The following is a 15,204-nucleotide window of genomic DNA, read 5'->3' on the forward strand; positions in this document are numbered from 1 at the left end:
CCTCTCCGCTCCGGGGAGAGGGCTGGGGTAAGGGGCGGCTCTTGCGTTGAACCCCAGCCAGAGCGCGCTTCGTTTCAGTGCCTTCGCAAGATTGCCCCCTCACCTCGATCCTCTCCTCGCTCCTCAAACCCGAGCACATTCCTGTGCTCTCCCCGCGTGCCCCGCAGGGGGAGAGGAGGAAAAGCGAGGTGCTTTTCCGCAAGATTGAGAAAAAGCAGCGTGCTGGCCGGTTTGACTCCCTCTCCCCTCCGGGGAGAAGGCTGGGGTGAGGGGCGGCTCTTGCATTGAACCCAGCCAGAGCGCGCTTCGTTTCAATGCCTTCGCAAGATTGTCCCCCTCACCTCGATCCTCTCCTCGCTCCTCAAACCCGAGCACATCCCTGTGCTCTCCCCGCGTGCCCCGCAGGGGAGTGGAGGAAAAGCGAAGTGCCTGCAAGGATGGCTTTCCGGCTGAAGAACACCCCATACTTGCCGGATCGCAACTCCGTTGCCATGCTCTGGCTTTTCTTCCAGGGCTTTCCCATGACGTCACCGAATACCGGTTACCAGCGCAGCATCGGCCTGCGCGATGCGGCGCTGGTCGTGGTCGGCGGCATTATCGGCGGTGGCATCTTCCTCAATCCCGGCATTGCCGCGCAGCGCACCGAATCCGGCCTGGCGCTGCTGCTGATGTGGGTGGGCGCAGGCGTGCTGACCCTGATCGGCGCGCTGTGCTATGCGGAGCTGGGCGCGCGCCGCCCGCATGCCGGCGGCAGCTATGTCTACCTGCGCGAAGCATTCGGTCCGCTGGCCGGCTTCCTGTTCGGCTGGACCATGCTGCTGGTGATCTACTCGGGCTCCAGCGCGGCGGTGGCTACTATCTTCGCCAGCTACGCGGCCTCCGTATTCGGACTGCCGCCGGGCATGGCGACACCGCTGGCGGCCGGCGCGCTGGTGCTGGTCGCCGGCATCAATCTGTTCGGCCTCAAATTCGGCGTGCAGATGCAGAACCTGTTTACCCTGCTAAAGCTGCTGGCGGTCGCGGTGCTAGTGGTGTGCGGGCTGTACCTTGCCGGCTCCGGTGCCGGTGGTGCGGCGCTGTTGGCGGACGATTCCTCGCGCAGCGGCGTCGGTTTCATGAGCGCCGCACTGCCGGTGCTGTTCGCCTACTCTGGCTTTACCTACCTCAACAACCTGGCCGGCGAAGTGCGCGAGCCCCAGTGCACGCTGCCCCGCGCGCTGATGCTGGGCATGCTCGGCGTGATCGCCATCTATGCGCTGGTCAACGTGGCCTATCTCGCCGTGCTCGGTCACGGCGGCCTGGCGCTCAGCCACACGCCTGCTGCCGACGTGATGGGCAAGGTGTTCGGTTCGGCGGGCGCCAAGCTGATCGCCGTGGGCATCGCCATTTCCACTTTCGGCTTTTGCAACATCACGCTGGTCGCAGGCGCGCGCGTATTGCAGGTGATGGGCGCGGATGGTCTGTTTTTCGCCAGCGTGGGGCGCCTGCACCCGCGCCACCGCACGCCCAATCTGGCGCTGCTGCTGCTTACCGGCTGGTCGATCGTGCTGGTGTTGTCGGGCAGCTACGGCCAGTTGCTCGACTACGCCACCTTCGGCGACTGGCTTGCCTGCGCGGTCGGCGTCAGCACGTTGTTCTGGTATCGGCATGCCCAGCCAGGCGACGCATCGTTCCGGGTACCCGGCTATCCGCTGCTGCCGTTGATTTTCATCGCCACCATTGCGTTGGTGGTGGTACAGAGCCTGCGTACAAGCCTCGTGAACACCGGCATCGGCCTGGCGATCATGGCGGCGGGAATTCCGGTCTACCTGATCTGGCGGCGCCTGTTCAGCCCGCTACGCTCCTAAATTCTTACGGCAATGCCACAATGCGCCGGTAATTAGTCAGGAGAGACCATCCGATGGCGCAAGACCACGCCGCGCTGGCAACCAAGGGGGAGGTTACCCCGGTCGCGATCCGCCCTGGCATCGGGCTGCAGATCAACGGCGAGCATTACCGCCATACCGGCGACCCGCAAATGCCCCTGCTGTGGTACCTGCGCGATGTGCTGCAACTGGATGGCACCAAGTACGGCGGCGAGCACGGCGAAGGCGGTGCGGACCTGGTGCTGGTAAATGGCAAAGCCACCTCGGCCATGGGCATGCCGATGAGCAAGCTGGACGGCAAGCAGGTCACCACGGTCGAGGGCCTGGCCAGCACCGAAGGCACTTTGCATCCGCTGCAGCAGGCTTTCATCGATGAGGATGCGATCGGCTGCGGCTATTGCACACCGGGCTGGCTGATCGCGTCGATGGATCTCCTGAACCGCCGCAAGGATCCTTCCGATGGCGATATCGACAGTTTGCCCAACCTTTGTCGCTGTGGTTGCCAGACGCGCGTGCGCAGCGCCATCAAGCGTGCCGCCGCCGCCATGAAGCAGGGAGCGAAGGCATGAGCGGCACCGTGAGGCTTTCTCGCCGCCGCTTCCTGCAGGTACTCGCCGGCAGCGCCGGCGCGCTCATCGTGGGCATCCGCACCGCGCGCGCCGCCGTCGATGCCACGGTACCGCCGGACATGCTCGGCGACGCGCTGTTCGGCCTGGGCCTGTATGTACGTGTCGATGCCGATGGCAGCGTGCTGATCGGCGCGCGCGATCCGGACACCGGCACCGGTGTCGCCACATCGTTGCCGCGGATCATCGCCGACGAAATGGATGCCGATTGGCAACACGTGCGCGTGCTGCCGCTGGGACTCGGCGTCGCCAACAACAACGGCAGACCGCGCTGGCTTTATGGCCAGCAGGTGGGCGGCACCGGCAATTCGATACCGCGCGCCTGGCGCGACCTGCGCTCGGCCGGCGCGCTGGCGCGCTGGCTGCTGATGCAGGCCGCGGCGCAGCAGTTCGGCGTGCCAGCCGACCGCCTGCGCACGGAAAAAGGCTCGGTCATCGCTGCGGATGGCCGCCGTGCCGGCTATGGCGCGCTGGCCGCGGCCGCCGCGAAAATCGCCCCGCCGCAAAGTCCCGTCGCCCTGAAATCCCCGGATCGCTACACGTTGATCGGCCAGCCTGCGGGCGATGTCGACGCGCGTGCCATCGTGACCGGCCAGACGCCCTATTCGCTCGACCAGCATTTTGGCGACACGGTAGTCGCGGTGCTCTCGCACTGCCCCTGGCCGGACGGTCAGCTCACCGGGCTGGACAGTACGGCGGCGTTGGCCATCAAGGGCGTACTCAAGGTCGTCGAACTCAAGCCGGATCCCAAGCTGCCGCCAGGACAGACCGTGATCGCGCCCGCCGTGGCGGTGATTGCCGAATCGACCTGGCTGGCATTGCAAGCGCGGCGCGCGCTGAAGCTGACCTGGAAACCCGGCGCCAGCGGCAGCGAAAGCACGGCCGCGCTGGAGCAACAAGCCACCTCGCTGCTCAACAGCGACAGCGCGCCCACCACGCGCGTGCGCGACGATGGCGATATCGATAAAGCTCGTCGCAAGGCCGCGCGCCGTGTCGAAGCCATTTACTACCAGCCCTGGCTGGCGCACGCCACCAGCGAACCGATGAACTGCCTGGTGCGGCTGGACAAGACCAGCGCCACGCTCTACGTGCCGACGCAATCGCCGCAGCAGGCATGGACCGTGGTGCAGCGGCTGACCGGCCTGGCGCCGGACCAGATCGACATCCGCGTGCCGCGCATCGGCGGCGGTTATGGCCGGCGCCTGGATCATGACTACGTGGCCGAGGCGGTGTTGCTGGCCAAGGAAGTCGACAAGCCGCTGCAACTTTTCTGGCCACGCGACGAAGACCTCACGCACGATTTCTACCGCTCCGGCTGCGTGCACAAGTTCAACGCGATCATCGATGCCAAGCGCCACCTCATCGCATGGAACCAGCGGCTTGCCAGCGCGTCGGCACTGACCGGCCGCGGCGTGCCGAGCGATCACCTGTGGACCTCCGAAGTGGGCGTGAACCAGTTTCCGGCCGGCTTGGTACCCAACTATCGCAGCGACTGGTTCAGCCTCACCTCGTCCATCCCGCGCGGCCCGCATCGCGGCATGCCCGATGTCAGCAATGCCTTCGCCGTCGGCAGTTTCATCGACGAGATCGCGCATTCGCTCAAGGAAGATCCGCTGGTCACGCACCTGCGCCTGATCGGCGAACCGCGACTGGTGCCGTTGCAGGGCGCTGGCGCGATCGATACGGCACGCCTTGCCAACGTGTTGAAAATGGTTACCGACCGCATCGGCTGGAGCGATTGGCTGCGCTCGGTGAACGGGCTTGGCCTGGCCTGCTGGCATACGGATGGCGCCTACGTCGCACACGCGATCGAAGTATCCATGCAGGGCGAAAAGCTGACTATCGAACGTGCCGTCTGCGCGGTGGACGTGGGCCGCGTCATCAATCCGAAGGGCCTGGAGGGCCAGGTGGCGGGAGCGACACTGGATGCGCTGTCCACCGCGCTCAACCTCGCGATCACCGTCAAGGACGGCAAGGTGCAGCAGAACAGCTGGAAGGATTACCCGCTCGCCAGCATGGCCCAATTGCCGCATGCGGTGGAAGTGATCACCGTGCCGGGCGAAGGCGATCCCGCCGGAGCGAGCTTCCTCGCCATGCCGACCGCGGCGCCAGCGCTCGCCAATGCGGTATTCCGCGTCAGCGCGGTGCGCGTGCGGCGCTTGCCGCTGATGAAGGAACTGCTGCGGCTGTTGTGAGCCGCGGCGTGCTTCCGCGCCAGGAGGGGCAGCACCCGCATCGCGAAAAAAGCGGCATCGAAGTCCACTTTGTGGGTATCACTCCACAACAAGCTTGCTCGCCCTGTCTCCCTCGCGGGGAGCGCTTGGCGTTCAATGGAATTGATCGCTGGCCGGCACCCACGAGTTCGATGACGGAACCGGCGGGCGCAAGGATTTCACCGGCGCCGAAGGCCCGCAATTCGGCGGCATCGGCCCACCGCTGATGCGCGCCGCCGCACACTCGGCGCTGTTGTCCAGCGTCACCGGCGCGGCCGCCGCAGAGGTGCTGGCGGCAACCGCCGGCAGCTTGGGCACGGAGGCATTGGCGGTCGGCAGGTTCAGGCGATCGTAGGTCTTCTGCGGCAACGGCGCCGCCGGCGGATCGGGATTGCTGCATCCGAACAGCGCAGAGGGCAGCAATGGCATCACCGTGCATTTGATGCGCACGCCCTGCGGCAGATTGAAGGTATGGCTTACCGTGGTTTTTTCGACTGCGTGGCGCAACGCCGTGTCGACTGAGCTTTCGCCTTCGGGCGTCCAATATTTATCGAATACGGTCGCCCGGTATTTGGGCAAGTTGATGTTGTGCGACATGATCGCGGTATCGCCGCGCGGCTTGAGCTGGATATAAGTGCCATTTGGCGTACCCGGCGTGCCGCCGCCCTGCGCACCTGCCGTACTGCCGGTACCTATGGAAGGCGACGCTTGCGTGCCCTGGCCGTTGTTTTCGGAAGGCTGGATAACGCCGTGAGGCTGTCCCGGAGTGGCGCTGTCGCTTCCCTCGGGCGTTGCATTGGACGCGCTGCTGACGCTTGCGCTGCCTTCGTTCGACGACGCGCTCGATGGCGATGCGCTGGTCGCCGGAGGGGACGATGCCGATGTCTCGTCCTTGCCCGGCGATTCCGATGGCTTGCTGGGTGCTGGCGCTGCGGAAGGCGTTGCCGACGGCGCAGGACTCGATTGCGGCCGTAGCGATAAGTCGGGTACGGCCAGCTTGGGTGCGGAAATGGTCAGGGCAGGCGCGGATGGCGTTATAGCCGGCGCGATGGCCGGTGTCACCGCGATGGCTGCCAACTGCGGTGGCTGGGCGCGCAAAGTGGGTCCAAGCACCTGCTGCGCCGTGCGCGGCACGCTCGGCACAGCCAACGGCGTCACCGAGGATTGCAAGTTGACCGTTGGCGCTGCCAGGGCCGGCAAGGGTACGGACTGCAAGGAAGGCGAAGGCGGCGCGGCAGTCGACGGACTCGGCTGGACAGCCGCCACGCTGGGCAATGGCATGGGCGCAAGCGTAGGTTTTTCCACCGCCATCTGCGGAGGCGTGATGGTCAATGCCGATTGCGCCGGCTGCGTCGGCAGTGCCAACGAAGGCAGCGGCGGCATCGGTTGCGTGCCTTCCGGCTGCGCCTTGCGCACGGGCTCAGGCTGGAACGCTGGCGGAACCGGCTGCGGCGCCGGCACGGCCTGCAGGGAAAGCGCCGGCGGCGGCAATCCGCTCGATACTGGCTGCTCGATCGGCGGTGCGGATGGTTTCGGCAAGGTGATCGGCGGCAACGGCGCAGCGACCGGCCGCGGTTTTTCCGCGGCGACCTGGTTGGTCTGCGCCACCACCGGCAATTGTCTGGGTGCCGGAACGGGCCGCGCCACGGCCACCACCGGTGCCGCCGTGGATGCTTCATGGGTGGCGTGCACGATCTGCGCAGTGTTGCCACGATGCGTTGGTCCATGTTTTTTCGGCGGCACCCCGCGAATCGGTGGCGGCGGCGGCGGTTGCGGCTTGTTCTGGATCAGGCGCACCAGCAGCGAATTGCCTTGGGGCTCGGGCGGCGGTGGCGGCAACTCGTAAGGCGAACCGAGGATCGCCCCGAGCAGGAATACCAGATGCACCAACAGGGCACCGAGCACACCTGCCAGTTTCAACAGACGGTCGCGCGGCTTTTCGCGGATGCGCCGCCGATACACCAGTGCCCAGGTCGTCGCGTCGCGCGGCGACTTGATCGAAACGACCGGTGAGGAGGATGCAGGCTTATCCGGGGGCGATGGCGGCATATGGCGCCAGTGTAACGGCGTGGCGGAATTTCTTGATGCGCGCGCTTCCTGGCGCTGCTCGCTTTGCTTCCGGAAAGAGAACGAAAAGCAGTGCGCTTGCGGGTGACTCCCTTTCCCCTCCGGGGAGAGGGCCGGGGTGAGGGGCGGCTCTTGCGTTGAACCCAGTCCGGAGCGCGCTTCGCTTCAACCCCTTCGCAAGATTGCCCCTCATCTCGATCCTCTCCTCGCTCCTCAAACCCGAGCACATCCATGTGCTCTCCCCGCGTGCCCCACAGAGGAGGAAAAGCGAGGCGCTTTCGCAGTGGAGAAAAGCAGCGTGCTTGCGGGTTGGCTCCCTCTCCCCTCCGGGGAGAGGGCTGGGGTGAGGGGCGGCTCTTGCGTTGAACCCAGCCAGAGCGCGCTTCGTTTCAATGCCGCAAGATTGTCCCCCTCACCTCGATCCTCTCCCCGCTCCTCAAACCCGAGCACATCCATGTGCTCTCCCCCGCGGGCCCAACAGGGCAGAGGAGGAAAAGCGAGGTGCGCTTTCGCCTAATCAATGCCGCGGTGCCGACTGCTGGATCTTCACCGAACGCGCTGGCGTATCCACCGGACAGCCATACGGCAATGGCTTGCCCGCTTTGTAATCCGCAATGCAGGTGGCGACATCCGGTTTCGGCGCGGCAGGCGCGCCCTTTACCAGTGGCGGCGGCGCCATGTTCAGGCGTTCGTCGCCGTCGTTGGATGGCGGCGGTGGCGGCGGATCGCCACCGCACCCACCGGCGAGAGCCGCCAGCGAAATGCCGCAGTGGATGCGGATGCCTTTGGGCAGTTGGATGGTTTTCTTCACGGTGGTCTTTTCGACCACTTTCTGTAGCGCGTCATCGATCGCATTGGTGTTCTTGCGCCAATACGGATCCAGCGCCGTCGGTCGGTACTTGACCGGGCTTTGGTCATGCATGATCTGCGTATCGCCCTGCGGCGCGCGTTGTACATAATCCGGTGTCGGCGCGGCCGCAGCGCTGGCAGCGTTTGCAGGCAGGATGATGCGTCCGGTGCGATCGAACAGCACCGGCGGACGAGCGGAACTTGCCGGCGCAGGCGGCGGCGTGGCAACCGATGGCCGCGATGCGGGCAAATGCAGCGTCATCGCGTTTTTCGAAACCGCCTCGCGCGCGGGATGCGGCAACGGCGGCGGAGCTATCGGCGGTGGCGCCGCAGGCAACGATCCAGTGCGGCGCGTGATGAAGCGCACCTGGATCGCGTTATCCACCTGCACTCTTACCGCCTCTTGTGCATGGCTGCCGGGCCTCATCTCGTACCACACCGCTACCGCGAAAAAGACATGCAGAACCAGCGTCATCGCCAGCCCTGTCCACAGCAGGCGACGATCGCGCGGTGACTTGCGCCAGCGTACTTCGTGCAGCATGGCGCGCGTGGGGCCGTCGAACGGCGCCAGTCCGCGATCCCGTTCGGGAGATGGCGAGAACCAGCGGTGATGTTCGACCTGATCAGGGCGTTCGATAAGCCGTCCTCGGTGTCATGGCCGGCCACCGCCCGGTGGCCGTTGTGCAGGCACGATGCCACACAGACCTTATGTGTGGCCGCAGGTTCCTGGGCAGGCGCCGCGGCGAATCACACCGCGTTAACGTCCATGCATGCGCCGTCTTCGCACTGCAACTTGACCCTCCCCAGTAATCAGAGAAGGCTATGCCGGCGGCACCCGCCGCTCCCGCCATGACCGCCCCGCGTCCCGCCCGCAAAGGACGACCATGACGGCCCGCTAACGCGCGGCCTCATGCGACAGTTTTCATACGCACGACTCCGCGCCTCTTTCAAAGGAGGGTCGCATCGTGTCCTACCGCACGGAAAACATCCGCAACGTCGCGCTCGCCGGTCACGCTGGCGTCGGCAAGACCACTTTGTTCGAGGCCTTGCTGCATGCCGGTGGCGTTATCCAGAACATGGGAGCGGTAGAGCGCGGCAGCACGCAGTCGGACACCGACGCACAGGAGAAGGCGCGCGGCCACTCCATCGATAGCTGCGTCGCCGGCATCGATCGGGGCAATTGCCACATCAATCTGATCGACACCGCCGGCCACGAGGATTTCCGCGGCGCTACGCTCTGCACCTTCGCCGCGGTGGAAACCGTCGCCGTGGTGGTGAATGCCGCCAATGGCATCGAGCACGGTACGCGCCGCATGATGGAACACGCGCGCGAACGCGGTCTCGCCCGCCTGCTCGTGATCAACAAGATCGACACTGAAAGCGTAGACCTGCAAAAACTGGTGGATAGCTTGCGCGAAGAATTCGGCAACGAATGCCTGCCCGTGAACCTGCCCGCCGACCGCGCCGGCAAGGTGCTCGACTGCTTTTTTCATCGTGATGGCGCGACCGATTTCTCTTCGCTCGCCGACGCGCACCGCCAGATTCTCGATCAAGTGGTGGAAATCAGCGAATCCACCATGGGCGCGTACCTTGATGCCGGCGAAGAAGCACTCACGCCACAACAGTTGCACGATGCGTTCGAGCAATGCCTGCGCGAAGGGCACTTGGTGCCGATCTGTTTCGTCAGCGCGCGGGCGGGCGTGGGCGTGGGCGAATTGCTGGACATCTTCGATCACCTGCTGCCCAATCCCGCCGAAGCCAATCCACCGCCGTTCCGCAACGCACAGAACCGGCAGATCGCGATCGATCCGAATCCGCAATCGCACGTCATCGCCGACGTCTTCAAGGTCATCAACGATCCGTTCGTGGGCAAGCTGAGCGTTTTTCGCATGTGGCAGGGCACCCTCCGCCGCGACAGCCAGCTATTCATCGACGACAACCGCAAGGCGTTCAAGGTAGGCCACCTGTTCCGCCTGAATGGCAGAACACACGTGGAAATGGAACAGGCCATTCCCGGCGACATCGCTGCCATTGCCAAGATAGAAGACATTCATTTCGATGCGGTGCTGCACGATTCGCACGACGAAGACCTTATCCATCTCGCGCCCCTGCCGTTTCCGCCACCAATGTTCGGCCTGGCGCTGGAGCCCCGGCACAAGGGCCAGGAACAGAAGCTTTCGCACGCGCTGGCGCGATTGTCGGAAGAAGACCCGTGCTTCCGCGTGGAACATCACAAGGAACTCAACGAAACAGTGGTGCGCGGCCTGTCCGACCTGCACCTGAAGATCATGCTGGAACGCATGAGGGAGCGCTACGGCATGGAAGTGCTCACCCATCCGCCGCGCATCGCCTATCGGGAAACCATCGCCGGTTCCGCCGAAGGGCACCACCGCCACAAGAAGCAGACTGGCGGCGCGGGGCAATTCGGCGAAGTATTCCTGCGCGTCGATCCGCTCGAACGCGGCGCGGGGTTTGAATTCGTCGACGCGGTCAAGGGTGGCGTGATTCCCGGCCAGTTCCTGCCCGCGATCGAGAAAGGCGTGCGGCAGGCGATGGAAACCGGCGCGGTGGCCGGCTATCCGCTGCAAGACTTGCGCGTGACCGTCTACGACGGCAAATACCATCCTGTCGATTCGAAAGAGGTCGCCTTTGTCAGCGCCGGCAAGAAGGCATTTCTCGACGCCATCAACAAGGCGCGGCCGATCGTCCTGGAACCTATCGTGGACGTCGAAGTGTCTATTCCCGAACCGAATGTAGGCGATGTCACCGGCGGCCTGGCCGGCAAGCGCGCACGCATCATGGGCACCGACGCCAGGCGCGGCGGCGAGCGGGTGATCAAGGCGCAGGCGCCATTGGCCGAACTCACCGACTATCCCACCGAGCTGAAAGCCATGACCGGCGGCCGCGGCCGCTACAGCCTGGACCTCAGCCACTACGAGCCGGTGCCGCCTCCCGTGCAACGGCAGCTCAGCGAGGCATGGAAGCCCAAACTGGACGACGACTGATGGTCCTGCCCAGTCACCGAAAAGGCCGGGCGGCATGACCCTCGCCCGGCTTTTTCCATATGCCTGCCAGCCTGCGCCGCGTATGTGTGCCACAGGCCGACATGCGGACAGCCACTACAACGATGCAGGAGGGCCGCATGAACCGCGCCTTCGTTAACGAACATGATGGCGACGCCGAGCACGCATTGCCCGCATGGCCATCCGATCATCCCAATTACGTGACGCCACACGGCATGCAGCAGTTACGCGAACGGTTGGCCGCCATGCAAGCACAGCACGACGAGCTGGCAACTGGTGAAGAGAGCGATGCGCCGGCCCGGCAGAGCGCACGGGCCACGCTCGAACGCGAGCTGCACTATCTCAACGCCCGTGCCGCGAGCGCCATCGAGGTGGATTTATCCAAACAGCCGCGCGACCGCGTCGCGTTCGGCGCCATCGTTACCGTGGACGGCGGCGAAGGCGAACAGCGCTGGCAGATTGTCGGCGAAGACGAGGCCGATGCCGAACATGGACGGGTGAGCTACGTGTCGCCCCTGGCCAGTGCACTGATCGGCGCGCGCGTGGGCGACGAAGTGCGCTGGCAACGTCCGGCAGGTGACATGACGATCGAGGTAGTGCGCATCGAATATGGCAATGGCGCACACCGCTGATGATTGCTGCCGGATGTGGATCAGGCCGCTCCGGCTGCAGGGCAAGTTCCCGCAGCCGAAAAAAATCATTAGCTGCGACGCAATCGCTCAGGCGGCCAGCAATGCGATGAAAGCCTTGCCGAACGCCGGAATGTCGTCGGGCTTGCGGCTGGTGATCAGGTTGCCGTCGCGCACCACTTCGCGGTCTTCCCAATGCGCGCCCGCGTTTTCCAGGTCTTTTTGCAGCGTTGGCCAGGAGGTCATGGTGCGGCCCTTGACCTGTCCGGCATTGATCAAGGTCCATGGGCCATGGCAGATCGCCGCAATCGGCTTGCCCGCTTCGCCAAAGGCACGTACCAGCGAGATGGCCTCGGCCTTGCCGCGCAGCTTGTCCGGATTCATCACGCCGCCGGGCAGCAGCAGCGCTTCGTAGTCATTGGCATCGGCCTGTTCCAGCGAGCGATCCACCTTGACCGCATCGGCCCAGTCGCCATCCTTCCAACCCTTGATCTGCTTGACGTCGCCAGGAGCGATCACTTCGACCGTCGCGCCGGCTTCTTCCAGCATTCGCTTGGGCTCGGTGAGTTCGGCGTATTCGAAACCGTCGGTGGCAAGGGCCGCGATTTTCTTGCCGGCCAGGGACTTGTTACCGTTCATGCGCTGACTCCAGGATGCGGGAGCCAGCAGTCTGCACGGGCCGCGATACACGCGGCGTATGTCCGCAGTGAGCGCGACGTGATCAGCGCTTGGGCTTGAGCAACGTGCCCGTGCACTTGGGCGATCCGCACAGGCATACCCATAGCTTTTTCAGGCGCGCAGTATGCGGAACCTCCAGCACGATGCCATAGTCGTAGGTAAGCTCCTCGCCCGGCTTGATGTTGCGGCGTGCTTCGATGATCACCCGGTCCTTGCGCGAGTTGCCGCTTTCGTTTTCCTCGACGAAGGCCTGGCAATTGGGATCGCAGCTATGGTTGATCCAGCGCGCGACGTTGCCCTTGCGGTTGGCGTCGATGATGTAGTCGTCGTTGAGCGTGAACAGGAAGGTATGTCCGGTTTCCCCGCCGTCGCCGTACATCTCGTCGGCTTCGTCATGGGTCATCAGCGTGCCCTTGTACTCGATGATTTCCTCGCCCTTCTTGATCGGAGCGGTGGCGAACACGCCATTGCCGTGGATGGGAGAGCGGCGGGCGACGATGCGACGGGTCATGGGCAACCGGATAGGAAGTTAGGCAATTCCTAATGATGCCTGCGGGAGCGTGAATAGGGAATCGGAAATGACGGAGGCCAACGCCACGCATTTGCACAGGCCAGAAACGGGATAGCGGAAACGACATGGCCCAAAGGCAGGAAGGCCCCGATCGCTTCCCCGCTTTACCCTTCGATTCCCTGCCCTGCTATATTCAAACAATCGTTTGAGGTGACGTCATGAAACGACTGCTGCACGGATTGGCCCTGACCATGCTGGCTTGCGTACTGGTTGCCTGCGGGCCCCAGCGCCAGAGCGTATTCCCCCCCAACATCACCATCCAGCAGATGCGCGTGCAGCCGGACGGCGCCTGGAAACTCACCCTGCGCATCCAGAACAACAGCTACACCGGCATGGATTATCAATCGATCGAAGGGCAGCTGCAGGTTGCGCAGGGCATTCCGGTGCGCGTGCATGCTGCGTTCGACCTGCAGATCCCGTCTTTTGCCGGCGATGTACTGGACGTGGACGTGCTGCCGACGCCAGCGATGAGCAAGGCACTGCAGGCCGTGGCCGCCAAGGGCAGCGCCGGTTCGCTGGGCTACGCGCTGAGCGGCATCGTGCATTGCACGCCAAACCTGGAAGACCATCCGGACGACAAGAACCCGCGCGACTTCCCGTTCAAGCACGACGATTTTCTTTCACCGGTCCCCGGCATCGCCAACACCTACCGCTGACCGCATTACCGCACATGTCCCACGAAGGATTTAGCCATGACGCTCTATAAGGCCCCTCTCGACGACCAGCGCTTCGCACTTTTCGACGTGCTCGGCGCCGAAGCCGTTCTCACCCAGTTGCAGGCAGGCGAAGGCCACACCCGCGACCTGCTGGACGCGGTGCTGGAAGAAGCCGGCAAGCTGAGCGAGCAGGTACTGGCGCCGACCAACGCACCAGGCGACGAGGAAGGTTGCCATTACGACAAAGCCACCCGCACCGTCACCACGCCCAAGGGCTTCAAGGAAGCCTTCCGCCAGTTCGCCGATGGTGGCTGGGCCGGCCTGACCATGGACGAAGCCTTCGGCGGCCAGGCGCTTCCTTCGGTGATGGGCATCGCCACCACCGAAATGTTCCAGTCGGGCAATCTTTCGTGGAGCCTGTATCCGTTGCTGTCGGAAGGTGCCTGCCATGCGCTGGAAATACACGGCACCGACGAGCAGAAACACACTTACCTCAAGCCGATCGTCGCCGGACGGTGGACCGGCACCATGTGCCTGACCGAACCGCAGGCCGGATCGGACCTGGGCCTGCTGAAGACCCGCGCCGAACCCGGCGAAAACGGCAGCTACACGATCACCGGCACCAAGATCTTCATCAGCGCCGGCGAACACGACCTGGCGGAAAACATCATTCACCTGGTGCTGGCGCGGCTGCCGGACGCGCCCGCCGGCAGCCGTGGCATCTCCATGTTCATCGTGCCGAAGTTCACGCTGAAGGACGGCCAGCTCGGCGAGCGCAACAATGTCTATGCCGGTGCGATCGAGCACAAGATGGGCATCCGTGGCTCGGCCACTTGCGTGATGAATTTCGACGGCGCCGAAGGCTACCTGATCGGACAGCCGCACAAAGGCCTGGCCGCGATGTTCACCATGATGAATGCCGCGCGCCTGTCGGTGGGCGTGCAAGGACTCGCGCTGTCCGAGCGCGCGCTGCAGAACAGCCTCCACTACGCGCGCGAGCGTTTGCAGTCGCGCTCGCTCTCCGGTCCGAAATTCCCCGATAAACCGGCCGATAACCTGCTGGTGCAACCGGACGTGCGCCGCATGTTGCTGACCCAGCGCGCCTTCGTGGAAGGCTCGCGCATGCTGGTGCTGTACGCCGCATTGCAGACCGACATCGAAGCGCGCGGCGGCGATGAAGCTACTCGCCGGAAAGCCAGCGAACTGCTCGCTTTCCTGATCCCGATCGCCAAGGGCCTGGTCACCGAGCTGGCGCAGGAATGCACCAAGGAAGCGCTGCAGGTATACGGCGGCCATGGCTTCATCGTGGAGAACGGCGTGGAACAGTTCGTGCGCGATGCCCGCATCATCACGCTATACGAGGGCACCACCGGCATCCAGGCCGCCGATCTTCTCGGCCGCAAGATCCTCCAGCTCAAGGGCGTGGGCCTGCAGCATTTCCTTGCCGAGATCGGCGCGTTCTGCAAGCAGCATGCGGGCGATGAAACGCTGCGTGCCTACCTCGGTCCGCTGGGCACGCTGGCGAAGGAATGGGGCGAGCTCACACTCAAGCTGGCGCAGCGCACGCAGGCCAATCCGGAAGAACTCGGCGCGGCGGCCAACGATTATCTCTACTACAGCGGCTACATCACCCTCGCCTATTTCTGGGCGCGCGCCGCCGCCGCTACCGCAGGCAGTTCGCAGCAGCCGTCGTTCAAGCAGGCCAAGCGCGACACCGCCGCGTTCTATTTCGCACGCATCCTGCCGCGCACGCAGATGCATAAGGCGGCGATCGAGGCGGGCGTTGAAACCTTGCCGGCGATGGCGTAGGCGGGAAGGTTTTCTTCCTGGGGATGCTCTGATCAATGCTACGCAGGCGGCATGATGTCCAGAAGGCTCGCAGAGTGGGTTGTGCGGCGCCGGGAAGACTGGCCGTCTTGCCAAGCCGCGCGGCGCACTCTGCGAGCCTTCTGGTCATCACCCCATCGCTTTAAATTCAACATGTTGGGGCCAGCTCTGTCTGTCCGCATCCCTTCCTCGCTCCTCAA

Annotated in this window: 11 protein-coding genes; 7 read left to right on the forward strand and 4 right to left on the reverse strand. The window is 64.5% G+C overall.

Annotated features, from left to right (window positions below; genetic code table 11):
- The first annotated feature begins 521 nt into the window (after positions 1-521).
- The 3 genes from ISP15_RS09665 to ISP15_RS09675 are packed head-to-tail and all read left to right on the forward strand — an operon-like array spanning position 522 to position 4,686.
- A complete protein-coding gene (locus ISP15_RS09665) occupies positions 522-1,847 on the forward strand; it encodes an APC family permease (protein WP_404547057.1) in 1,326 nt (441 codons plus the stop codon).
- Between the two features lie 53 nt (positions 1,848-1,900).
- Positions 1,901-2,434, forward strand: coding sequence for a (2Fe-2S)-binding protein (locus ISP15_RS09670; RefSeq protein ID WP_404547058.1), 534 nt, complete (start codon positions 1,901-1,903; stop codon positions 2,432-2,434).
- Positions 2,431-4,686: a xanthine dehydrogenase family protein molybdopterin-binding subunit gene (locus tag ISP15_RS09675; RefSeq protein ID WP_404547059.1), complete on the forward strand. Its 2,256-nt coding sequence runs from the start codon at positions 2,431-2,433 to the stop codon at positions 4,684-4,686. Before ISP15_RS09670 ends, ISP15_RS09675 begins: the two co-directional genes overlap by 4 nt.
- A 132-nt stretch (positions 4,687-4,818) precedes the next feature.
- Here the strand turns inward: ISP15_RS09675 and ISP15_RS09680 are convergent, their stop codons facing one another.
- Entirely contained in the window at positions 4,819-6,753 is a 1,935-nt protein-coding gene (locus tag ISP15_RS09680) for a hypothetical protein (protein WP_404547060.1), read from the reverse strand.
- A 535-nt stretch (positions 6,754-7,288) separates the two neighbouring features.
- Complete coding sequence (locus ISP15_RS09685) at positions 7,289-8,161, reverse strand: hypothetical protein (RefSeq protein ID WP_404547061.1); 873 nt, start codon at positions 8,159-8,161, stop codon at positions 7,289-7,291.
- Positions 8,162-8,585: 424 nt separating this feature from the next.
- On the opposite strand from ISP15_RS09685, the gene fusA reads away from it, so the two are divergent.
- Together fusA and ISP15_RS09695 are read left to right on the forward strand one after the other, a co-directional pair.
- A complete protein-coding gene (gene fusA, locus ISP15_RS09690) occupies positions 8,586-10,625 on the forward strand; it encodes an elongation factor G (RefSeq protein ID WP_404547062.1) in 2,040 nt (679 codons plus the stop codon).
- Positions 10,626-10,762: 137 nt separating this feature from the next.
- Complete coding sequence (locus ISP15_RS09695; protein ID WP_404547063.1) at positions 10,763-11,275, forward strand: GreA/GreB family elongation factor; 513 nt, start codon at positions 10,763-10,765, stop codon at positions 11,273-11,275.
- Between the two features lie 87 nt (positions 11,276-11,362).
- Here the strand turns inward: ISP15_RS09695 and ISP15_RS09700 are convergent, their stop codons facing one another.
- Both ISP15_RS09700 and ISP15_RS09705 read right to left on the reverse strand, forming a co-directional pair.
- Positions 11,363-11,911, reverse strand: coding sequence for a type 1 glutamine amidotransferase domain-containing protein (locus tag ISP15_RS09700; RefSeq protein WP_404547064.1), 549 nt, complete (start codon positions 11,909-11,911; stop codon positions 11,363-11,365).
- Positions 11,912-11,993: 82 nt separating this feature from the next.
- Positions 11,994-12,461, reverse strand: a complete 468-nt coding sequence (locus ISP15_RS09705) for an SET domain-containing protein (RefSeq protein WP_404547065.1) — start codon at positions 12,459-12,461, stop codon at positions 11,994-11,996.
- Between the two features lie 218 nt (positions 12,462-12,679).
- Here ISP15_RS09705 and ISP15_RS09710 point away from each other — a divergent pair, with 218 nt between their 5' ends.
- Together ISP15_RS09710 and ISP15_RS09715 are read left to right on the forward strand one after the other, a co-directional pair.
- Positions 12,680-13,177, forward strand: a complete 498-nt coding sequence (locus tag ISP15_RS09710; protein ID WP_404547066.1) for a hypothetical protein — start codon at positions 12,680-12,682, stop codon at positions 13,175-13,177.
- Between the two features lie 36 nt (positions 13,178-13,213).
- Positions 13,214-14,986 (forward strand): acyl-CoA dehydrogenase C-terminal domain-containing protein, encoded by a 1,773-nt coding sequence (locus ISP15_RS09715; protein WP_404547067.1) that lies wholly within the window; start codon positions 13,214-13,216, stop codon positions 14,984-14,986.
- Positions 14,987-15,204: the final 218 nt, after the last annotated feature.

It is taken from the genome of Dyella jejuensis, from assembly GCF_044904675.1.
GTDB lineage: Bacteria > Pseudomonadota > Gammaproteobacteria > Xanthomonadales > Rhodanobacteraceae > Dyella_B > Dyella_B jejuensis.

Bases quoted from the DNA above. Each gene is read 5' to 3' on its own strand.
- ISP15_RS09715 (WP_404547067.1), top strand. From the start codon at position 13,214: ATGACGCTCTATAAGGCCCCTCTCGACGACCAGCGCTTCGCACTTTTC.
- ISP15_RS09705 (WP_404547065.1), bottom strand. From the start codon at position 12,461: ATGACCCGTCGCATCGTCGCCCGCCGCTCTCCCATCCACGGCAATGGC.
- ISP15_RS09700 (WP_404547064.1), bottom strand. From the start codon at position 11,911: ATGAACGGTAACAAGTCCCTGGCCGGCAAGAAAATCGCGGCCCTTGCC.
- ISP15_RS09685 (WP_404547061.1), bottom strand. From the start codon at position 8,161: ATGCTGCACGAAGTACGCTGGCGCAAGTCACCGCGCGATCGTCGCCTG.
- ISP15_RS09680 (WP_404547060.1), bottom strand. From the start codon at position 6,753: ATGCCGCCATCGCCCCCGGATAAGCCTGCATCCTCCTCACCGGTCGTT.
- ISP15_RS09670 (WP_404547058.1), top strand. From the start codon at position 1,901: ATGGCGCAAGACCACGCCGCGCTGGCAACCAAGGGGGAGGTTACCCCG.
- ISP15_RS09665 (WP_404547057.1), top strand. From the start codon at position 522: ATGACGTCACCGAATACCGGTTACCAGCGCAGCATCGGCCTGCGCGAT.
- ISP15_RS09695 (WP_404547063.1), top strand. From the start codon at position 10,763: ATGAACCGCGCCTTCGTTAACGAACATGATGGCGACGCCGAGCACGCA.
- ISP15_RS09675 (WP_404547059.1), top strand. From the start codon at position 2,431: ATGAGCGGCACCGTGAGGCTTTCTCGCCGCCGCTTCCTGCAGGTACTC.
- ISP15_RS09710 (WP_404547066.1), top strand. From the start codon at position 12,680: ATGAAACGACTGCTGCACGGATTGGCCCTGACCATGCTGGCTTGCGTA.